Here is a 20582-nt window from a genome sequence, read left to right on the forward strand (position 1 = left end):
ATAATGGCAGGGCATACAGAACAGTTGGACACTTTTGTCACTGTAGTGAAAACCGGCAGTTTTACGGCTGCAGCCGAACAATTGGGTCAGGCCACTTCAGTTGTTAGCCGCAGAGTAAAGCAGCTGGAGCAGCGCCTTGGCGTGGCGTTGCTGGTGCGCACGACCCGTAGTTTAAGGCTTACCTCTGAGGGCGAATGGTATTATCAGCAAGCCTGCAGTATTTTGCGTCAGCTGAATCAGGCCGATCATTTTTTAATGGACAGAAGCCATAAACCCGCTGGGAAGTTGCGTGTTGATTCAGCCACACCCTTTATTTTGCATCAGCTGGTGCCACTGGTTGCGGAGTTTCTGGCACTTTATCCGGAAATCGAACTGACGCTGGATTCGTCTGAATCTTTTATCAATCTGATTGAAAAGCGGGTCGATGTTGCCATACGTTTTGGTGAGCTGACGGATTCGAGTTTAAAGGCCAGAAAACTAGGTGCAGGGTTCCGGCGTTTATTAGCAAGCCCTAACTATCTGGCCAGTTTTGGCACCCCTGAAAGCCTGGCTGACTTAGTCAAACATCGCTGTATTGGCTTTAGTTCTATTGAACATTTAAATCGCTGGCCTTTGCGGGATCATGACGGAGAGCTGTATAAAATTACGCCTTATCTGACAGCAGATAGCGGCGAAACTGTCCGTCAGCTAGTATTGCATGGCAATGGTATCGCCTGCTTATCTGGTTTTATGACGCAGGAAGACATCAGAGCCGGCCGCTTAGTCCCTGTGCTTGAACATTTAAGGGAGCAAGTGTTGATGCCTGTGTATGCAGTGTATTACAGCGAAGGAGAGGCCAATCCCAGAGTGCGTTGTTTTATCGACTTTCTGACTCAGAAGTTGGTGCTGTAGGCTGATGTTGTTGGTTCTTTTGTTGTTTTAAAAAGTCTTCATAACTTCCACCCTGACGTTCCAGACATTGGGCTTTGACCTGAGCAGGTAACTGATTGCATTGAGAGCGATGATCCCGCTGCATTTTGTCGTACCACCATTCGTCTGAACCTCTTTGACTGTAAGCACAGGCACTTTGCAGTAAGACCAGCAGCAGTACAAGGGTAAAACGCATCATAGTCTCCTGTTTAGGTTGTTGTTAAAAGTATGCATGGAGCGACGCCTGATTACCAGCGCTTTGTCCCGGCGATTTTGGGCAGTGTTTGTCACTAAAAGTTCATCAAAAAAAGCCAAACAATCTCAGTATAAGCTTTTATTCTGTTGATAATTCAATTCATTGGCTCTGACTGTGCAAAGCAAAAGACACCGCTCTCTGTTACCCGAACTGATCCGGCTGGAGGCTTTAATTGAGCGTTTACCTGCCACTGTCAAAGCGACGGAGCTGGCGCGTTTTCACTCCGATCTGCATTCCTACCCAAGTTACTTAATTGAGTTGGCCGCTTTTGACGCCACCAAACCTACACTGTTGCTGACAGGTGGAGTGCATGGGCTGGAGCGTATAGGCTCGGCGGTGCTGATTGCTTTTCTGGAAAGTCTGTTGCAGCGTCTGGAGTGGGATCATGGTTTACAGCATCAGCTAAGTCAGTTGAATGTTTTAGTGCTGCCTATGGTCAATCCTGTCGGTATGGCGAATCACAGGCGAAGCAATGGCAATGGGGTGGATTTAATGCGTAACGCCCCAGTGAATTGTGAAACCACAGCTGCATTTTTGGTCGGTGGGCATCAGTATTCCGCCCGTTTGCCCTGGTACAGAGGCAACCCGGAGCAACCCGAAGCCGAAAGTCAGGTTTTATTTGAGCTGGTGCGGCAAAAGCTATTTCAAAGTCCTTTTAGCTTAGTTTTGGATTGCCACTCAGGTTTTGGTCAGGTCGATCGGATCTGGTTTCCTTATGCCAAAAGCCGCAAACCTTTGCCGCATTTGGCTGAACTATACCGGCTGCGGCAGCTGTTGTTTGACTGCTATCCTCATCAGGCTTATCAGTTTGAACCTCAATCGTTGCATTATTTATGTCATGGCGATTTATGGGATTATCTGTATGACGAGTCGTTGCAGCAGAATACTCTGTTTTTACCTTTAACTCTGGAAATGGGGTCATGGAACTGGGTGCGCAAAAACCCGTTTCAGTTATTGTCCAGTTTAGGTTTATTTCATCCGGTGAAACCCCACAGGGTAAAGCGGGTGCTGCGTACTCATTTAACTTTATTTCATTTCCTGATTGCCGCTACGGCTTCACACCAGCAATGGCGCAGAGCTATGTTCCCTCGCATGCTCAGGCAGGAGGCGATGGAACTATGGTACTGAGTTCGACACATACACCTGTACTGCTGATCCGCGGCTTATTGCGGGAAAGCAGGCATTGGCTGAATTTTCCTCTCTTGCTGAGTGAACAATTAAAACGCCCTGTATTTACGTTGGATTTGCCGGGTTGTGGACTGTTAAACCTGCAACGATCGGCCACTTCAGTACCAGCCATGCGAGCTCAGCTACAACAACAATGGGCTGAACGTTATCCGCAATATCAGGGGCAAGCCGTGCACTTAGTCGCTATTTCTATGGGAGGCATGTTGGCGCTGGATTGGGCTCTTGCAGCGCCAGAACAAGTGAAATCTCTGGTATTGATGAACAGCAGTAGTGCAGGGTTAAACCCGTTCTGGCAGCGACTACAGCCCCGTAACTATCTGAAAGTATTGCTGTGTTTGCTGGCAGGCCCATTAAAGCGCGAAGAGCTGATATGGCAAATGACAGTTAACTCGTCACTACAGCCGGACATTTTAAAGCAATGGCAGCAATGGGCTATCGAGCAACCAGTCAGCCGGGTTAATGCGCTACGCCAACTGTGGGCTGCCAGCAGATTTAGGTTAACGCAAAGTCCATTGTGCCCTGTGAATGTGTTAAGTAGTCAGAATGACAGGCTAGTGTCATCTATGTGCAGTAAAGCGCTCGCACAAAGATTACAGGCACCTTTAAATATTCATCCCTCTGCAGGCCATGATTTAGCGATAGACGAGGCCGACTGGTTGATACAACATCTTTTCACATGGTTTTTGTCCCTTGAATCTGTTTATTCACACTTGCCGGGCTCACCGGGATAAGTTAGTTTTACGATTTGGAACAAAGGGCTTGGACTGGTATCGTGTTTCAAGCCGCGATAAATTCAAGGATAGATTTGATGTTGTACAGGTTGTTTATTTTTTTTGCTGTATTGATAACAACAGACACAGTTTTAGCTTCACCTGTGGACAAGGACGGTTGGCTGCCTTTTACATCCCGTTCGGGAGTAGTGACTATTGATGTTGAGTTCGAAGGACAAACCCGTAAAGCTATTATCGATTCCGGTTCTGAAATTAATGCGATAAATGCCGTTTATGTCGATCTAAATAAAGACAAACTAAGCTTTGGAGACAAGATCAGGCTTCAGGGCGTGTTTGGTGAAGAAACAAAAGCCTTAGTTAATGCAGTGCCAGTGCAGATGTTCGGGCAAAGGTTTGAACTGGACGCTCTGGCTCCTGCGCAATTAGGTGATGCCATTTTGTTATTCGGTTTGCCCTTTCTGCAAAATTTTATTGTGCAGTTTGATTATCCTCATCAGAAAATGCGGTTTTTACCGCATTCCTTGCTTGATATGAAAAAATTGGCCAATGTAGAGCTGAAGAAAAATCGCAATCGAAATTTACCGGCTATCAAAGTTGAAACGATAGATGGCAAAAGTTTCTGGTTGACTCTGGATACCGGAAATTCGGGAGGCTTAGTGGTCAGCCGGCAATTCGCAAAAGATCGGGGTTGGTTGGACAATAGGGGGTTGTTAAAACATTCTGCCTTAGGCGCTGTTCACTCGGGAAATGTAGAAAGTTTTAACATTTCTTATCTGAAAGTAGGGCCTTTTGAAATGGAGAACGTATTAGTGACAGTACCTGATGAAGGCGTTGTGATGAATGTGAAAGACTCTTATCGTACATCCTCACGTAGTGCTGTCAGTGGTGCCGCCACTAAAGGGTTGCTGGGTTACGATGTTCTTAAACATTTTGTCGTGACACTTGACTGCAAAAACTGGCGTGCCCATATCGCAGTGCCTTGACCAGATAAGGATAAAGGCAACCCTCAGTCCATTTGCAATAAGGTAATATGCGGTTTGCCAGCTATATAGTTTTTACGAAAAACCGCAAAATAATCGGCCAAATCTTGACTAGCCTGCATATCGCCAGCCAGTTCAAGCACTGCAATACCTACTTCTGCAGTGCAAAGCTGATGATCATGCGCCGCTTCACGCAGTTGATACAAAGAGCTTTGTTTTGGCTGAATACCCAGCACAGGAAAAGCATCCAAATAGGGGCTTTTGCTGAACATCTTTTTCGCTTCGCGCCAGGTACCATCCAGCATGACAAAAAGTGGGATCTTATCGCCTGTGTTTACCTGATCAATACAACGCGCCGGTGATGCATATTGCTGTGGAAATACCACTATAGGGGCGTATTTGGGGTTTTGCAGTAATGCTAAAAGCTCCGGGTCGGGTTGGGTTCTGTCCCAGACAAAAGCAAAATTTTCCGGTGCTACATCGGCAATTAATCGCCCTGTATTGGTGGGTTTATAAGCTTCGCCTTTGTACATGACAAAACAAAAGGCACTGCGGCTGGAGGCTTGTGGTTTGGCGGCGCAAATACAGTCAGGCACAGGCAATAAACACAAAGGACAGCGAATAACCCGGCTACCGCGGGCATTAAACACCCTGACTGTTTTTTGCAGTTCGCGCTCACGCAGCGCCATCACTGAATTGATATGAGACACAAAGCTTATCCTTGATTGCCACCAGACACTATGTCTGCTCAGGCGGCGGCATTGTACTTAAGCCTTGCTCTTTTGCATACTCCGCCGGATACAGAAACTGAAAACGCTGGTGTTGTGGATACGGAAACACATCTTCCACTATGCCATCGCGAATGCGCTGTTGTTTTTGTTGCCAGTAGCCTGCATCCATCAGTTCTGGGTGGCTTTGAATAAGCATTTGGCGGATATCATTTTGCGCCGTGACATAAGTGGTAATTTGCTCCGGGAATACATCACCGGGGCCAACTGAATACCAGGGCTCGTTACTTAACATATCGTCATAGTTGTCCGTTTTTGGAATAAAACGGAAATTGACATCCAGCAGGTACTGCACCTCGTCGTAATCATAAAAAATTACCCGGCCGTGGCGGGTCACACCAAAGTTTTTCAGCAGCATATCACCAGGAAAAATATTGGCGGCAATCATATCTTTCAGCGCCTGACCATAATCGGCCATCATCTTCACTTTTTGCTCATAGCTTGCCTGCTCTAAATACAAATTCAGTGGCAGCATGCGTCGTTCGATATACAAATGTTTGATAATGACCAGATCATCTTCAATCTGCATAGAACCCGCTATGCTTTGCTGCAATTCTTGCAGTAATTCCGGGCTGAATCTATTGCGTGGTAAGGCTACATCTGAGTACTCCATGGTGTCTGCCATACGACCGACCCTGTCGTGTTTTTTCACCAGAAAATAGCGGGCTTTTACCGTGTCGCGGCCAAATTCTTTGGTCGGTGCAAACTTGTCGCGAATGACTTTAAACACATAAGGAAAAGAGGGCAGGGTAAACACCATCATCACCATGCCACGTATACCCGGCGCTGCTACAAACTGATCGCTGGATTTATCCAGGTGGGTGAGCAGCTCGCGGTAAAACTCTGTTTTTCCTTGTTTATGCAGGCCCACAGACGAATAGAGTTCGGCCAGAGTTTTATGCGGCAGCAGCTCTTTTAGAAAGTGTACTAAGGCCGAAGGAACTGTCATTTCCACCATAAAATAGGCGCGGGAGAAACCAAAAATGATGGTCATTTGTTGTGGGTCGGTGATCAGCGTATCCATACAAATACCCCGATCGTCCTGATGCAACAGCGGAATAATAAAAGGCTGCTGGCCGTCAGGTGTCACTACCCGTCCAACTATGTAAGCCGCTTTGTTACGGAAAAACAGCGATTTTAAAATATCAAACCTCACCAGGTGCACCGGAAAATGACCATGACTGGACTGGCTGATAAAAGTGCGCACCAACAAGCGGATATCCCGCTCTAAATCGACAAAGGGTGCTTGCAAATGAAAGCTGGCGACAATAGCTCTGATGCTTTGCTTCAAGCCATATTGGGCCGGGAAATAACTTTCATACACCGAAGCGATAGGAGCTGGTAAACGTTGTTTGTTTAAGGTGGATTCGACAAAAATATTCTGATTATGAAAATACTTACGTTCGTACAAACGACAAAATACCGAGTTATAAAAGGTTTCTGCCAGCTCAGCCTGAGGATGAAACAACAAGTACTGTTGGTATTGCTGCTTCACCTGTTGCCACAGGCATTCATTTAGCTCTGTCCCCGTCAGCTTTTGCTGCAGTAAGGTCAGCGTTTCCGTTACCCTTAAATCGTAATAAGAAATACGTTCCGAGCTGATGTGTTGCAACTCCAGCCAGTTTTTCTGAGCATAACCTTGTTGTGCAAATGCCGTTATTTTTTGAAACAAGCCAAAATGGCGGCGGAAGCCTTTTAAAATAAGATCAGCTATTTCTGTAGCTTGCAGCATAACCATAGATCCTGAAGTACCTTAGTTTAGAAATAACTGAAATCCGACCAGATATCAATTGTTGGTTGAGGTGGATGGTGGAGAAGCCATTTTTATTTTTTCTCAGCAACGCTGCTTAATCACAGTGCTCAACAAAATTTGACATAGCTTTCACATTTGAACTGGCAGACTTGACCTTCAATTGCAGCAGTCACCGGCTAGGTTACCGTGCCGGAACTCAATAACTGCGCTCAGCAAAAATGGAAGTCAATCATGTGGAAGAAAATTTTAGCCGGATTGGGAGTGGTGGTGCTGTTGATTGCTGCCGCAGCAGCCTGGCTCTGGAGTTTAATCGACACCAGTCAGGCGGCAACCGATGTTCGTACCAGTCAAGCCGGGCAGATTGCGTATTTACAGCAGTCTCTGGCAGCGCAAGCCGGCACGAACCCCCGCGGCAGAGTATTAGCCGTGGTCACCAGTACCGCGTTTTATCCACCTGCAGTGGTGGACGGAAAAATTAAAAAAACCGGCTATGAGCTGACAGAACTATCGCGGTTTTATTGGGTGTTACTGGCCAATGGTTTTGCCGTAGATATTGCCAGCCCGCAAGGCGGCGACGCGCCAAGGGTACTGGATGACGACGATATGGCGGAGTTTGATTACGCTTTTTTAAACGATGCCACAGCGATGCAAAAAGCCCGCAATACCATCAAACTGGCGGATGTGAACCCGGAAGATTATCAAGCGATTTATTTTGTTGGTGGCAAAGGCGCCATGTATGACTTACCGCAAGAACCGCAGATTGCCCGGTTGGCGCAGGCGATGGTGGCGCAGCAAAAACTGGTAGTGGCCGTCTGTCATGGCCCGGCCGCTTTGGCTTTGCTGACCAATAGCGACGGTACGCCCTGGCTGACCGGAAAAAAAGTCACCGGCTTTACTAATGCTGAAGAATTACTGCTGATGAGCGACGCAGAAAACCGCTTTTCATTTTTACTACAAAGCAAACTTGAACAACAAGGCGCGTTGTTTGCTGAAGGCCCACGTTATTTACCTAATCTGGTCATTGATGGGCAACTCATCACAGGTCAAAACCCCTGGTCGGTGTGGCAGCTGGCTGAAGCGACAGTGCGGGCTTTGGGGGTAGAACTATTGCCACGACTCGCCAGTGCGGAGGAGCGCACCATGCAATTGCTGCAAACACATCAGAGCCAGGGACTTGCTGCAGCGCAGAGCCAAATCGAACTACAGCTGGCAGATGGTCCATTACAACGTAATTTGGTCGTGACGATGGCGCTGGTTGGCGCCATGGCTGGCGAGTGGACACAAAGTGTCTCGTTGTTGCGCTTAACCCAACAGATCAAAAATCAGCAACAGATGCAACAGGCACAGCAATAAGGAGCAAATAGATGGATTTTTTTCTGTAGCCTTTTCCGGCAAAGACTCTGATGTTTATCCGGCAGACACTGATGTTATTGCTGTTGCTGTTGTGTGTGACCGGCTGCGGCATTGCCAATAATTTACGCTTGCGACAAGCCAATGGTGATCTGCAACCCCAGTGGAACAGCAGCGAGGCCACAGCACAACTCACAGCTGAATTTAACGGCTACAAACCTTATATCCAGGTCTTGGTCAATGGCACAATTGAACTGAAACTTTTGCTCGATACCGGAGCCAGTTTCTCATTGTTGTGGGACACTGCGCCAGTGCGGCAATTGCAGCTGCAGCAAGGCTATCCGCTTGAAGTCGGTGGTTTTGGTCAGCAACAAGACTCTGCAGCCTTTCAGACCGAACTTGCATCGGTTGCAGTGGGACCGGCCTTGTTTGAAAAAGTACAGGTGGCGATGATCCAAATGGCCAGCACCGGATACTTTTTAACGCCAGAGGAAGCCACTTATGATGGCGTGATTGGTCATGATCTGCTGCGGCATTTTAGCTGGGTGTTTAATCGTAACGCCGGGCAAATTAGCCTGTCGCCGCAGCCTGATCAGGCGGCCAAAAACGAACAAATGCAACCTTTTACCATCTCCTGGCGTAAAGTGGTGGTGCAAAGTTCGTTGCAGTTCAACAGTCAAACCCGCATCGACAAAGAACTGCTGCTCGATACCGGTAGCCGGCATTATCTGAAAATCAATCAGGCCTATCTCGACAATCAACACATCCAACTGGATGGCAAACTGCGGGAAGGTGCTGATTTTGGCATGAGCGGCCGCCATCCTAATCAGCGCGGAAAAATCACTGCGTTGCAGCTCGGCGATCAAACCATGGCGCAGGTACCAGTTAATATTCTGCCGGCCGATGATGAAGATGACTGGTGGCTGGTCGGTAGCGGTGTGCTGATGCAGCGCAGGTTGGTGCTCGACTATCTTTCACAGCGTTGGTTACTGCAACCACTGCCACAACAGCCGTTTCAGGCGAGGTTTCATCTGACAGGCCTTGAGCTTCGCAAGCTGCAGAACGGGCGGTTTATCGTGCGCGACAACCTCAATACGGCGTTACAAGGGGGGCTGAAAGTAGGGGACCAAGTACTGCAAATCAATGGAATCGCCTCGGCAGATATCAGCAAACTGGCTTGGCTGGACTTGAGTAGCAAAGCCGGGTCTTTGACTTTGTGCCGTGCAACTGCGGATTGCCGGAGCATCGGACTCACTGCTGATTGATGGCTGGTTAGGGGGCCATTACTTGAGGCACAGGCCTAAAGTGACAACTCACAATCCAATTTTCACTTCCCCAAAACCTTAAAATTAGCCTTTTTCCAACGCGCGCGGACTGCGTCCTTGTTCCATGACAAAAGTTGTTTGCAGTTGTGGCGCTTTAGGGCCAGTAGCTTAAAACCTGGTGTTCTAACACTGGGCCTGGGCACAGTCAGAGAATAATTGTTAATAACTTGAATATTATTCTTTAAAGGTTGCGGAAATCCGTTAAGCTATAACTTAGATTTCGTAGTTTATTTTTAAGGAAGAGTTATGCTCGAAACCAATTTAATAGTCACAGGTGCTTTGGTGTTGGCTGTGTTGATCCTGATTGGCAAAACAGTGATCATACTGCCGCAAAATATGGCTTATATCATTGAACGTCTTGGTAAATACTACGAGACTCAAACAGCTGGTCTGCAGTTTGTTATTCCTTTTATCGATCGTATTGCTTACAAGGTGTCGCTAAAAGAAAGTGCCATAGATATCCCAAGCCAGTCGGCTATTACCAAAGACAATATCAGCCTGACGATAGACGGTGTGTTGTATATCAAAGTAATGGAGCCTTACAAAGCATCTTACGGTATTGATAACTATGTGTATGCAGTGATCCAACTGGCACAAACTTCGATGCGTTCTGAAATTGGTAAGCTGGATTTAGATAAAACTTTTGAAGAACGTGACAGCCTGAACGTAAAAATTATCCATGCTATTAATCAGGCGTCTGCGGCCTGGGGTGTGCAGGTGATGCGTTATGAAATTAAAGATATTAACCCGCCAGCTTCAGTCTTAGATGCAATGGAAAAACAGATGAGGGCTGAGCGGGAAAAACGCGCTTCTATTCTGGATTCTGAAGGGAAACGTCAGGCTGCCATCAATATAGCTGAAGGTGATAAGCAAGCTACTGTATTAGCTGCTGAAGCGGAGCGGGAGCAGCAGGTACTGAAAGCTGAAGGGGAAGCCCGTTCTATTACTTTAGTGGCAGAAGCCAAAGCCAGAGCTTTAACCATGATAGGTGAGGCCGCAGCAACCACAGAAGGTCAGGCTGCCGTATTACTGGATTTAGCCACTGAAGCTATTGCAGCGAAAAAAGCTATAGCCCGTGAGTCCACTGTAGTGTTGATGGATAACGATAAATCTTCAGCCGGCAACACAGTAGCCGAAGCTTTGGGTGTAGTGGCTGCTATTCAAAAATCCGGGGTTTTATCCTAAGGATTATCTAAGGAACTGAATCTATGGAACTGAATCTGCTATCAGGCTTATTGTTATTGGCTTTGTTATGTCTGGCGTTATTGCCATTTGCAATACCGGGCGTACTGGAGGTGTTACTGGCTTTAGCTATTGGCGCTTTTGTCAGTGCAGCGTTGATCTGGAGCGGCGTGCTACCGCAAGACACCAGTCTGGTGCTATTAAGTTTAGCGATGCTGACGGCTTTGTCAGCAGTGCTGCTGTGGAAGCCTCTGCGTAAACTGCAAAAAACCGGTATTCGCTTGCAGGAAGACAGCACTATCTCGGACTTCGTTGGCACCGAACTGATCCTGACAGAGCAGGCGCATAAAGACAGCGACAGTCATATTCAGTTTTGTGGTCTGGAATGGCGGGTACGGCTTGACCCGGATGACCCAGCAACTGCAGTAGATGCCGGTCAGGCTGTACTGATTAGCTCAGCTGCTGTTGGCGTTCTGCTGGTTAAAACGAAATAACGCTTAAAAATATGCTGTAAAACCAGCATTATTCTGAGTTAGAAGCCCAGTCGGGCTTTTAACTCAATCTAAAACCTTGTTGATCAAAATCAAGCAGCCACTTGCTAAAGGTTGCAAAAGGCATAGGTTTAGCCAATAAATAGCCTTGCACCGCATCTGCCCCCAAGCGTCTGACAAACTCCAGTTCTTTTAAAGTCTCCACGCCTTCTACCACAGTATACAGCTGCAGAGATTTACCCAGCATTACTGCATATCTTAGTACGGTATCGTCATTGAGCCTGACTGCCTGGCAAAGCAAATCCCTGTCTATCTTAAGTTCACCCAAAGGTAAGCCTTGCAATCGGGCTAAAGAGGATTGCCCCACACCAAAATCATCCAGAGAAATACGAATATTGGAGCGCTCCAGCAGTTTAAGTGCTTGTTCTGAGTCATTGACCAGATCAACAAAGGCTGTTTCAGTCAGCTCCAGTTGCAGTGGCACACTAGAATAGCTGGTGCTTTTTACCGCCTCTATCACTCGTGAGATCAAGGCTGCATTTCTTAAATCCAGCGGCGATATGTTCATCGACAGCCGCAGATTAGCTCCAGCATCAGTCAGTTGTTTTTGCAGTATTATGCTCTTATCCAATACCCATTCAGTCACCTGACTAATCATGCCGGTTTGTTCAGCCAGAGGAATAAAATCTGAAGGTGAGATCTGGCCCATTTTGGGGTGATACCAGCGGATCAATAGTTCAGCGGCATGAATTTTTTGCTGCTTCATATCCAGTATTGGTTGCACATACAATTCCAATAAATCGTCTTGCAGCGCAATATTCAGTTCCGACAGTAAGTGGATATGCTCCAGATTTTGCTCCAGATACAAAGGTTCATAAGGTAAATAATCACCAGCTCTATCGGCATGTTCTATGGCCGCGAGCGCTAAATCCAGTGTATCTGAAGCTTTGGCGCAATCTGCTGGGTAATGCACTGAGCTATATACTGAACCTAAATCCAGTTGCAGATTATCGACTTTCAGTAAAGCATCGAGTTGTTGGCGTAATTGCTCAAACTGCGAGCGAAAATCTGTTGGTGCTATTAACACGGCATAACTGTCCCGCTCCAGCGCAAATATGCTGGGGTAGTGCGTTTCTGTCTGACGTTGTTGTTCACTCCAACGTTTCAGCAATTTGCTAAAGCCTGTGATGGTATGATTGGCTTCTTCCACCCCTAAAGCCCGCTCTATCTGGCGAAAGCGCTGATGTACAATCATCACCAGATAAAAATTGCTGTCTCGTTGTTCGTTCAGCTGTTCAAGCCTGTTAAGCAGAGCTCTTTTATTGGGTAAATCAGAGATATGTTCTGTTAAAGCTTGCTGCAGTGCTTTTTGTTGCATGTTTTGAATATGTTGTTGCTGATCAAGAATTTGCTGCTGAAAGGCAATTTTTTTGTTTTTTTCTAAATGCAGGTTTTGCAGCATGGCAAAGACAAAAAACAAGGCGGATAAAGCGTTACCTATTTCCATCGCTGAATTGGTCAGCATCACTGCAGGTAAATAGCCTTTACTACGCAGAATAATTACCGCCACGCCAGTCAGCATGGTGAGCAACGCCATAGAAAAAAACAATGCATTCGCATGACGTTTATGTAGCAGCCAGAAACTGGCAACTAACATTAGACTGCCTGTCAGTGCTGTCAGCTCAATGCCGGTTTTTTTCAGCCAATAGGCCCCAAGCCATGGGCTGGCGAGAAGCAATAAAACAGCAAAAAGCCGGGTCAACTGAAAAGGCCAGATCAGCCAGTTTGTGGTATTGCGAAAAAAAGACAACATAAAACCTGACGCAAACAAGGACCCAAATACTGCGCCGTATTCAATCACCAGATTATACTCAGGCGAATCTGGCCAGACATAAGCAAACAATAAACCGTTAATTTCCAGCTGGATTAATACGACAGTTAAAAACATACCGGAGAAGGCTAAAAAATAGCTATGGCGGTAAATCAGATAAAGGCCAGCTGAAAGCGCAATCAGGCACAAAAAAATACCGCTGAACAAACTATGGATAAACACGGCCAGATGTTCTTGCTGTTCCATTTGCTGAATGCTGCTTCGCTCAAGCGGCAACATATTGGCTCCCTGATTACTCACTTTGGCAAAAAGCCATAAATCGTCGTTGCTGGCCGGAAGTGGAATAACAAAGTTCAACGTAGGCAAAGGCCGTAGCTTGTAAAGTTGCTGATCGCCCAATCGATAGCTTTGCAGCACGTTTAATTGCTGATCCAGCACATAAAGCTCCAGCTTGTCCAAAAAAGGCGCCTGCACTGACAAGGCTGTTTCTGAGCTGCTGGCCGTCAGGCGTGTTTTGTACCAATACGCTCCCTGTTGATAACCCAGACTGGCTGTATTGCTGGGTAACAGTTGCCATTGATCTGCGGGCTGGAACAGCAGCTGTTGCAACTCTGAGGTTTGTTCTGTAACGGGAAAATAATGTAGATCGTTCAGGGGCTTTAACATTTGCTGCGGCAGCAGATGAAACAGCAGCAACATCGTCAGCAGCAGGGCGCATAAGATCAGGAAAAATAAAGTTTTGAACAAAGAGTTTTGGCGGACAGTCATAACAACTCAAACAGAAGGCACCTGATTTAACCTTAGCTGGCTGCATCACAGATGCAACGCACAAATTGATTAATTTAACAGAATTTCCATAGCCAAAAACTTTGTTCGAATTTATTGAATAGCATCATCAATTTTTATTGCTTTTTATTTGCGCAACAGAGGTTGATACTTGCAGCCTGAATTGAGCTGTACACCGATTTAAAAGCGCAACCAGACCCTGAGCCACTTTTGTCATAGTCAGTGGGGTTAATAAGGTAAGTTTCATCGAAGAGGACTTTTTATGCGAACTCACACTAGGATTAAAGCATTAGGCGTTGCCACACTGATAGGTGCTTTGGTGCTGTCTTTAAGTGGTTGTTCGCACAAACAGAATGTAAGTTCAGTCGTTTGGCAGCAGCAATTAAACTTACCTTCTGTGCAGCATTCAACGGAAGTGGCACAAAGCTTAGCCGCAACTATTGATGAAGTCAGCTTTGACTGGTTAGACGAAAGCAGATCCCGCGTAGTGCCAGCTTTATTGTTTAAACCTGCTCATCAGCAAAAAGCCAAAGCTTTAATAGTGTTTTCTCATGGTTTAGGCGGTTCGAAAGAGCGCTACGCTTATTTGGGGCAATACTGGGCCAGTCAGGGCTACGCCAGTTTGCATGTGCAGCACGATGGCAGCGACCGCAAAGTGTGGCGTGGCAACAGACTGCTACTGCCATTTCGTTTGATGGACGCAGCAGATGAAACTGAAGCTTTAGCCAGAGTGCAGGATGTGAAGTTTGCATTGGATCAGATCTTAGCTTCAGAATACGCAGCAGATTTTGACAGCCAGAATATTATGATGGCGGGGCATTCTTATGGTGCCAATACCTCCATGCTGTTAAGTGGCGCACAAGTGGAGCAAAACGGCAACTTAATCAGCCTGAAAGATGACCGTATTAAGGCTGCTATTTTAATTTCAGCCCCACCTTTTTATAACGACCAGCCTTTAGAACAGGTGCTGGCACAAGTCACTATTCCAACTTTGCATATCACCACCACTGAAGACGAAATTAAGGTGCCAGGGTATTACTCTGCACCGGCGGACAGGTTCGAGCTGTATTACGCTATGGCAAGCAGCTACAAAGTATTGGCCGTATTCAGCTCAGGCAGCCATAACATTTTTTCAGGCTGGCGTCGCGACTCCGATACAGCGCCTCAGCAGCAGGTGATCAAAGCTGCTACTCAGGCCTTATCCAGCGCTTTTATCGAACAAGTCACCACTGGCGATGGCCGTGCTATGAGCATTTGGGCCCGTGAGCATCAACCTGTGTTGTCCGACTTTATCCGCTCAGATTTAGTGGCGGTGTTGAATTAAGTTGTTAGCTTTGGGCACTGAGTTGATCTCCCAACAACTCTGCGCCCAAATGCCCGACTTTGACATAAATCAGCGCACCCTCAACGCCGGTAAAAGGCTGGTGTTTACTCCAGCGTGGGCTGCGTAACCAACTGCCTTTTGGGTAAATGCCAAACTCGTCCTGAAACACGCCTTCTAGTACATAAATTTCTTCACCACCAGCATGAATATGAGACTGGAATCTGGTGTTAGGTGCCCAGCGCACTAAGGCAGTGTTGATGCCATCAAACTGATGCAAAGGCAAAACTTGTAGGCCCGGTACCAAACCTGGCAGCCATTGCTGTTGTTCTGGTCTGATACAAAGCTGCTCTGTGTCGCCTTGGTTGAATTGCCAAAGTTTCACCAGTAGTAAACACCCCTCTTTGGAAAAAGGTGCGTGTGAAGTGCCAGGTGGGTTACGTAAGTAAGTACCAACTGGGTAATCGCCATATTCATCAGAAAAAGTACCTTCAAGTACCAGAATTTCTTCACCGCCACCATGCTGGTGTAAAGCAAACTGACTGCCAGGTAAATAACGCACTATGCTGCTGGCTTTGGCGACTTCTACGCCTATTCTGTCCAAAGGTCTTCTGTGAATATCTTTGGCAGGAGATTCATACCAGAGCGCTTGCTCTGGGGGTTGCACTACGCGCAGACTTAAATCTGTATTGATTTCGGCGCTCATTTGAGTCCAGGGTAATAAAGCCATGGGGTTGATTTATCTCTTGTATTGGCTGGGGCAATAAGCTCGGTTAATTTCAGGCGATCGTAGCTTTACATGTTTGGTGGTGCGGCCTGTGGTGCGTTTACGCCATAACTGAAAGCTGCTGCGTTTTAGTTCTTTACGCATTAGCTCAATTAACTGGTGCTGGTTTAAACCATATAAATTTTCAATAGCTTCAAAAGGAGTTCTGTCTTCCCACGCCATTTCAATAATATGGGACAAGTCTTCCGGGCTGTATTCAGTATTAAAAGTACTCAAGCTGTTGTTACTTCTACTAAAGGTAAGTGCCGTTTTTACGTTACTTATAGCGAACTGGACCAGAAAAATCACCACTTGGCATAATGATCTTCTGCCAGGCCTTTGACCGCATTGAGTTGTAATTTTGTGCCATTTTGCAGCTTCACAAAGCCCGTATAAAGCCCAACATACTGACGAAAGTTACTAGCCAGTAAGCCAATATTGACCTTCTCCTGACGGCAATACAAAGGTTGAAATTCAAGCTGAACTTCACCGCAAAGACTACTGACTTGCCATGCTTTGGTATCGTCTTTGCGATCAAAGACAAAAGTGGCTGGGCTTAAATGCTGAATGTGGCCATTAAACCAGAGCGCATTTTCACAAAGCCCGGTTTCGTTGACACCAGCTGCCATATTCAAACCAAAAGCTGTACCTTCGACCATGGCGTTGATACTGGCCCAGCGCCAACAGGTTTGGCGGCGCATAAAACCTGCTGAAAAATCATAACCCGCTAAAGCCTGAGTTAAATCCAACGTTTTGCCCTGAAGTTCGAGTGAGCCAGTCACCTTTAAGGCATTGGATTTTTCGGTGTAAGTAAAGCCGTTGTAGCCCGTAGCTGCACATAAAGCCAAAGGCATTTGGCTGGCTTTTTCTATGGTTAAACAGGCTTTTAACTCTTTGGTATCAATAGTTAATTGCCAGTCAGTTGGGCTGTTTTTTATTACCACTTTGTAAGCCGCAAAGTGTTGTTTGGCGTCGCCTGCTGAAGGGGAGTCACTCATCCGGCAGCCCAAAGCACCGGGTAATAACAGGCCTTTGCTGACAGCCTGCTTTGTGTCAAAGCGATACAAATACGCAAAACCTGAGTTGGCATACCGAATATCAGCAATAGCCACTGCCAGCAACCAATCAGAACCAGTGACACAAATAAACTGAAACTGTTTGTAGTGAAAATAACGGGCTAGTGTGCTGGCTTTGTTATCCATAAGGTTTAGGTAAACAAAATCCTGCAGATTAAAGTCAGCGACGGATGCATCAAACAAACCAAGGGCCGGTTGGCCATTGGTTTGAATAAGTTGTAATGGTGCTGCTGTAACTAGTGGCTGATAAGTGGTCATAAAGTTTTGCAATAAAGATTTTGTTTTACTTTACTGCAAAGCTATCACTGACTGCCAATTAAATCCTTTTGCAACATCAGCTCTGCAAGCTCAGGTAAACAGGCTGGGTCGTCTATAGTGGATGGCACTGTATAGTCGCTGCCAGTGGCTATTTGTCGCAGCAATTTACGCAATATTTTGCCGGAGCGGGTTTTAGGTAAACGTTGAACGATAATAGCTTTTTTAAAACAGGCTACAGCACCTATTTCCTGTCGCACCATAGCAATAAGTTCAGCCTCAAGCTGGCTTTCACTGATATCCACACCATTTTTCACTAACACCATAGCCAAAGGTTGCTGGCCTTTAATAGCTTCATAAATACCTACAACACAACATTCGGCGACTGCAGGGTGGCTGGCGACTATCTGCTCCATTTCGCCTGTGGATAAGCGATGCCCAGCGACGTTTATTACATCGTCAGTGCGGCCCATCACAAACAAATACCCCTCGTCATCTATGTAACCACCGTCGCCACTGGCGTAATAGTCAGGGAAAGTCGATAAATAACCTTCAACAAAACGTTCGTCATTACCCCAGATACTGCTTAAGCAGCCAGGGGGTAAAGGCAGTTTTAGCGCTATAAAGCCTTGCTGATTGGCTGGCACAGTTAAGCCGCTTTCATCCAGAATTTCCACATTAAAACCTGGTACAGGCACTGTGGACGAACCTGCTTTGGCATTCATTAATTCAAGCCCAGCCGGATTCGCACTGATAGGCCAACCGGTTTCGGTTTGCCACCAGTGGTCGATCACTGGTTTGCCTGTTTTATCGACTACCCAATGGTAAGTGGCAGGATCAAGCCGCTCTCCCGCCATAAAAATATACTTTAGTGCGGATAAATCATAAGTTTGAAGCGTAGCTTCCGGATCTTCTTTGCGAATAGCCCGAAATGCGGTGGGGGCAGCAAAGAGCACATTCACTTGATGTTCGGCGCAGACTCGCCAGAAAGCGCTGGCGTCCGGTGTAAATACAGGTTTGCCTTCGTACAATACAGTAGTGCAACCTGCGAGCAGGGGCGCGTAAACAATATAGGAGTGGCCCACCACCCAGCCGACGTCTGAGGCCGCCCAGAATACATCGCCAGGCTTAGTATCATACACGGCCTGCATGCTGTAACTTAAAGCCACAGCATGGCCGCCATTGTCCCGCACAACGCCTTTGGGTTTGCCGGTAGTGCCTGAGGTATACAAAATATACAGCGGATCTGTGCCAAGCACTGGTACGCAGGCAGCAGGTTCTGCCAGTTGCATTTGCTGTTGCCAATCCAAATCCCGCCCAGCAACTAAATCACAAGGCTGCTGCTGACGCTGGTACACAATGCTGCACTGCACCTTGTGACTGGCTTTTTGCAAAGCTTCATCCAGCATCGGTTTGTAGGCAATAATGCGGTTAATTTCGATGCCACAGGAAGCGCTGATAATAAGTTTGGGCTCTGCATCATCTATACGCATCGCCAGTTCATGCGACGAAAAACCACCAAAAACAACAGAGTGCACTGCACCTAAACGGGCGACAGCCAACATAGCTATGGCAGCTTGTGGGATCATCGGCATATAAATTACTACCCGATCCCCCTTTTCCAGCCCATTGGCTTTGAGTACGCCCGCAAACATCGTCACTTGATCCCACAGCTGCAAGTAACTGTATTTTTTTGTGGTACCGGTAACTGGTGAGTCGTAAATCAGTGCTGTTTGATTACCACGACCTTGTTCAATCTGATAATCCAGCGCCATATAGCAGGTGTTCATCACGCCGTCGCTAAACCATTGATAATGATGTTGATCGAGCTTTTTTAAGATGGTCTTTGGCTTATGATACCAGGCCAGTTTGTTGGCTTGCTCTTCCCAGAACTGCTCTGGAGCATCTTTGGCCTGCTGCTTATGCAGCTGATAAAGCGATGAGTTTGGAGTCATAGGGTACCCTGTCAGTTTTTAGTTAGATTTATGCTTTTCTTATCCCCTTACTTTAGCGAATTAAGATGTAAAGCGAACTAAGACTTAAGGTGCATAGACTTTAGGTGTAGGTGAAAAAGGAAACAAAACAGAAAACAAAAAGGGCATCACTGTTCGCTGATGCCCTTTATTGATTCGAATTTAGGACGGGCGGGGACAAGCCCCGCACCCTACAAAATCAGACCTGAAGGTAATCCAATATCCCCTCAGCCGCCTTACGACCCTGAGCTATGGCGGTAACGACCAGATCTGAGCCTAACACCATATCGCCACCAGCAAAGATTTTTTGCTGGTTGGTTTGAAGTGGGTAAGTGCTTTTTTCGCTGGCCACGACGCGGCCTTTGTCATCAAGCTCAACACCCATATCTTTTAACCACTGCGGTGGGCTCGGCTGGAAACCAAAAGCTATGATGACGGCGTCGGCTTCTAGTACCTGCTCTGAACCAGGTACTACTTCGGCGTTACGGCGGCCTTTGGCATCGGCAGCACCCATAGCAGTAGTGACTACTTCAACTCCGCAGGCCTGGCCTTCGTTGTTTAACTTAATGCCGAGCGGCTGCAGGTTAAACATAAATTCCACACCTTCTTCACGGGCGTTCTGTACTTCTTTGCGTGAGCCCGGCATGCTGGCTTCGTCACGGCGATAAGCTAATGTGACTTTACTTGCACCCTGACGAATCGCAGTGCGCACACAGTCCATCGAGGTGTCACCACCGCCTAAGACCACCACTTTTTTGCCCGCCAGATTCACATACTGGTGTTCGGTTTGCCAGCCCATCAGATTGTTGATATTACCAATCAGATAAGGCAGAGCTTCGTACACACCTGGAGCTTTTTCGTTGACTAAGCCGCCTTGCATAGGGGTGTAAGTGCCTAAAGCCAAGAACACTGAATCGTATTCTTCAAGCAGGCTGTCAAAGCTGACATCCACGCCCACTGTGGTATTTAAGCGGAACTCAATACCCATAGCTGTGAAGATTTCGCGGCGTAATTTCAGTACGTCTTTTTCCAGTTTAAAAGGTGGAATACCAAAGGTTAATAAGCCACCAATTTCCGGATAACGGTCAAATACCACAGGGGTAACGCCATTACGGATCAGCACGTCTGCACAAGCTAAACCAGCAGGGCCTGCACCTATCACTGCGACCTTTAAGCCAGTTTTGACCACGGCCGATAAATCCGGCCGCCAGCCCATTTCAAAGGCTTTGTCGTTAATGTACTTTTCAATAGAACCTATGGTAACTGCGCCAAAACCTTCGTTCAGGGTACAGGCGCCTTCGCATAACCTGTCCTGCGGGCAAACCCGGCCACAAACTTCAGGTAAGCTATTGGTTTTATGTGACAATTCAGCCGCTTCAATAATCTTGCCTTCGTTCGCCAGTTTTAACCACTGCGGAATATAGTTATGCACCGGGCATTTCCACTCGCAGTAAGGGTTACCGCAGTCCAGGCAACGGTCAGCCTGACCTGAGGCTTGTGTGTCTGTCATAGGCTGATAAATTTCTACGAACTCAATAGTCCGTTCGCGGTGTGACTTCTTTGGTGGGTCAACCCGCTTTACATCGATAAATTGATAAACATTCTGTGCCATTATTGCCCC

At 46.9% G+C, this 20582-nt stretch carries 18 protein-coding genes; 9 read left to right on the forward strand and 9 right to left on the reverse strand.

Features of this window, described 5'->3' with window-relative positions:
- The first annotated feature begins 3 nt into the window (after positions 1-3).
- The gene (locus EK374_RS05715) at positions 4-891 is read left to right on the forward strand and encodes a LysR family transcriptional regulator (protein ID WP_127020969.1); all 888 of its coding nucleotides are present in this window, start codon (positions 4-6) and stop codon (positions 889-891) included.
- Here the strand turns inward: EK374_RS05715 and EK374_RS05720 are convergent.
- A complete protein-coding gene (locus EK374_RS05720; RefSeq protein ID WP_127020971.1) occupies positions 857-1105 on the reverse strand; it encodes a hypothetical protein in 249 nt (82 codons plus the stop codon). The genes EK374_RS05715 and EK374_RS05720 overlap by 35 nt on opposite strands.
- Positions 1106-1279: 174 nt before the next feature.
- Here EK374_RS05720 and EK374_RS05725 point away from each other — a divergent pair, with 174 nt between their 5' ends.
- From EK374_RS05725 to EK374_RS05735, 3 genes are all read left to right on the forward strand, one after another.
- Complete coding sequence (locus EK374_RS05725) at positions 1280-2293, forward strand: DUF2817 domain-containing protein (RefSeq protein WP_127020973.1); 1014 nt, start codon at positions 1280-1282, stop codon at positions 2291-2293.
- Complete coding sequence (locus EK374_RS05730) at positions 2284-3084, forward strand: alpha/beta fold hydrolase (protein WP_127020975.1); 801 nt, start codon at positions 2284-2286, stop codon at positions 3082-3084. Before EK374_RS05725 ends, EK374_RS05730 begins: the two co-directional genes overlap by 10 nt.
- 77 nt (positions 3085-3161) lie before the next feature.
- On the forward strand, positions 3162-4067 hold the full coding sequence (locus EK374_RS05735; RefSeq protein ID WP_127020977.1) for an aspartyl protease family protein: 906 nt from the start codon (positions 3162-3164) through the stop codon (positions 4065-4067).
- Positions 4068-4090: 23 nt separating this feature from the next.
- Here the strand turns inward: EK374_RS05735 and EK374_RS05740 are convergent, their stop codons facing one another.
- Complete coding sequence (locus EK374_RS05740; RefSeq protein ID WP_233280342.1) at positions 4091-4774, reverse strand: tRNA-uridine aminocarboxypropyltransferase; 684 nt, start codon at positions 4772-4774, stop codon at positions 4091-4093.
- 28 nt (positions 4775-4802) lie between these two features.
- The gene (gene aceK, locus EK374_RS05745) at positions 4803-6584 is read right to left on the reverse strand and encodes a bifunctional isocitrate dehydrogenase kinase/phosphatase (RefSeq protein ID WP_127020979.1); all 1782 of its coding nucleotides are present in this window, start codon (positions 6582-6584) and stop codon (positions 4803-4805) included.
- Positions 6585-6836: 252 nt separating this feature from the next.
- Here aceK and EK374_RS05750 point away from each other — a divergent pair, with 252 nt between their 5' ends.
- From EK374_RS05750 to EK374_RS05765, 4 genes are all read left to right on the forward strand, one after another.
- Positions 6837-7958: a type 1 glutamine amidotransferase domain-containing protein gene (locus EK374_RS05750; protein ID WP_127020981.1), complete on the forward strand. Its 1122-nt coding sequence runs from the start codon at positions 6837-6839 to the stop codon at positions 7956-7958.
- Positions 7959-8008: 50 nt separating this feature from the next.
- A complete protein-coding gene (locus tag EK374_RS05755) occupies positions 8009-9220 on the forward strand; it encodes an aspartyl protease family protein (RefSeq protein ID WP_127020983.1) in 1212 nt (403 codons plus the stop codon).
- A 306-nt stretch (positions 9221-9526) separates the two neighbouring features.
- On the forward strand, positions 9527-10465 hold the full coding sequence (locus EK374_RS05760) for an SPFH domain-containing protein (RefSeq protein ID WP_127020985.1): 939 nt from the start codon (positions 9527-9529) through the stop codon (positions 10463-10465).
- Positions 10466-10488: 23 nt separating this feature from the next.
- On the forward strand, positions 10489-10956 hold the full coding sequence (locus EK374_RS05765) for a hypothetical protein (RefSeq protein WP_127020987.1): 468 nt from the start codon (positions 10489-10491) through the stop codon (positions 10954-10956).
- Between the two features lie 58 nt (positions 10957-11014).
- On the opposite strand, the gene EK374_RS05770 is transcribed toward EK374_RS05765, so the two are convergent.
- Positions 11015-13552, reverse strand: coding sequence for an EAL domain-containing protein (locus tag EK374_RS05770; RefSeq protein WP_127020988.1), 2538 nt, complete (start codon positions 13550-13552; stop codon positions 11015-11017).
- Between the two features lie 280 nt (positions 13553-13832).
- Between EK374_RS05770 and EK374_RS05775 the strand changes: the two genes are divergently transcribed.
- The gene (locus EK374_RS05775; RefSeq protein ID WP_127020990.1) at positions 13833-14894 is read left to right on the forward strand and encodes an alpha/beta hydrolase family protein; all 1062 of its coding nucleotides are present in this window, start codon (positions 13833-13835) and stop codon (positions 14892-14894) included.
- 4 nt (positions 14895-14898) lie between these two features.
- Here EK374_RS05775 and EK374_RS05780 read toward each other — a convergent pair whose 3' ends face one another.
- The 5 genes from EK374_RS05780 to EK374_RS05800 form a co-directional block, all read right to left on the reverse strand.
- Complete coding sequence (locus EK374_RS05780) at positions 14899-15621, reverse strand: cupin domain-containing protein (RefSeq protein WP_233280343.1); 723 nt, start codon at positions 15619-15621, stop codon at positions 14899-14901.
- 9 nt (positions 15622-15630) lie between these two features.
- Positions 15631-15894 (reverse strand): TIGR03643 family protein, encoded by a 264-nt coding sequence (locus tag EK374_RS05785; RefSeq protein WP_233280344.1) that lies wholly within the window; start codon positions 15892-15894, stop codon positions 15631-15633.
- 68 nt (positions 15895-15962) lie between these two features.
- Positions 15963-16991 (reverse strand): DUF2804 domain-containing protein, encoded by a 1029-nt coding sequence (locus EK374_RS05790; RefSeq protein WP_127020992.1) that lies wholly within the window; start codon positions 16989-16991, stop codon positions 15963-15965.
- Positions 16992-17035: 44 nt separating this feature from the next.
- Positions 17036-18943 (reverse strand): propionyl-CoA synthetase, encoded by a 1908-nt coding sequence (locus EK374_RS05795; RefSeq protein WP_127020994.1) that lies wholly within the window; start codon positions 18941-18943, stop codon positions 17036-17038.
- A 217-nt stretch (positions 18944-19160) separates the two neighbouring features.
- Complete coding sequence (locus EK374_RS05800) at positions 19161-20573, reverse strand: FAD-dependent oxidoreductase (protein WP_127020996.1); 1413 nt, start codon at positions 20571-20573, stop codon at positions 19161-19163.
- Between the last annotated feature and the right edge of the window lie 9 nt (positions 20574-20582).

This window comes from Rheinheimera mangrovi, assembly GCF_003990335.1.
In the GTDB taxonomy this organism is placed as follows: domain Bacteria; phylum Pseudomonadota; class Gammaproteobacteria; order Enterobacterales; family Alteromonadaceae; genus Pararheinheimera; species Pararheinheimera mangrovi.

Bases quoted from the DNA above. Each gene is read 5' to 3' on its own strand.
- EK374_RS05765 (WP_127020987.1), top strand. From the start codon at position 10,489: ATGGAACTGAATCTGCTATCAGGCTTATTGTTATTGGCTTTGTTATGT.
- EK374_RS05755 (WP_127020983.1), top strand. From the start codon at position 8,009: ATGTTTATCCGGCAGACACTGATGTTATTGCTGTTGCTGTTGTGTGTG.
- aceK (WP_127020979.1), bottom strand. From the start codon at position 6,584: ATGCTGCAAGCTACAGAAATAGCTGATCTTATTTTAAAAGGCTTCCGC.
- EK374_RS05720 (WP_127020971.1), bottom strand. From the start codon at position 1,105: ATGCGTTTTACCCTTGTACTGCTGCTGGTCTTACTGCAAAGTGCCTGT.
- EK374_RS05775 (WP_127020990.1), top strand. From the start codon at position 13,833: ATGCGAACTCACACTAGGATTAAAGCATTAGGCGTTGCCACACTGATA.
- EK374_RS05760 (WP_127020985.1), top strand. From the start codon at position 9,527: ATGCTCGAAACCAATTTAATAGTCACAGGTGCTTTGGTGTTGGCTGTG.
- EK374_RS05795 (WP_127020994.1), bottom strand. From the start codon at position 18,943: ATGACTCCAAACTCATCGCTTTATCAGCTGCATAAGCAGCAGGCCAAA.
- EK374_RS05800 (WP_127020996.1), bottom strand. From the start codon at position 20,573: ATGGCACAGAATGTTTATCAATTTATCGATGTAAAGCGGGTTGACCCA.
- EK374_RS05780 (WP_233280343.1), bottom strand. From the start codon at position 15,621: ATGGCTTTATTACCCTGGACTCAAATGAGCGCCGAAATCAATACAGAT.
- EK374_RS05770 (WP_127020988.1), bottom strand. From the start codon at position 13,552: ATGACTGTCCGCCAAAACTCTTTGTTCAAAACTTTATTTTTCCTGATC.
- EK374_RS05735 (WP_127020977.1), top strand. From the start codon at position 3,162: ATGTTGTACAGGTTGTTTATTTTTTTTGCTGTATTGATAACAACAGAC.
- EK374_RS05730 (WP_127020975.1), top strand. From the start codon at position 2,284: ATGGTACTGAGTTCGACACATACACCTGTACTGCTGATCCGCGGCTTA.
- EK374_RS05750 (WP_127020981.1), top strand. From the start codon at position 6,837: ATGTGGAAGAAAATTTTAGCCGGATTGGGAGTGGTGGTGCTGTTGATT.
- EK374_RS05715 (WP_127020969.1), top strand. From the start codon at position 4: ATGGCAGGGCATACAGAACAGTTGGACACTTTTGTCACTGTAGTGAAA.
- EK374_RS05790 (WP_127020992.1), bottom strand. From the start codon at position 16,991: ATGACCACTTATCAGCCACTAGTTACAGCAGCACCATTACAACTTATT.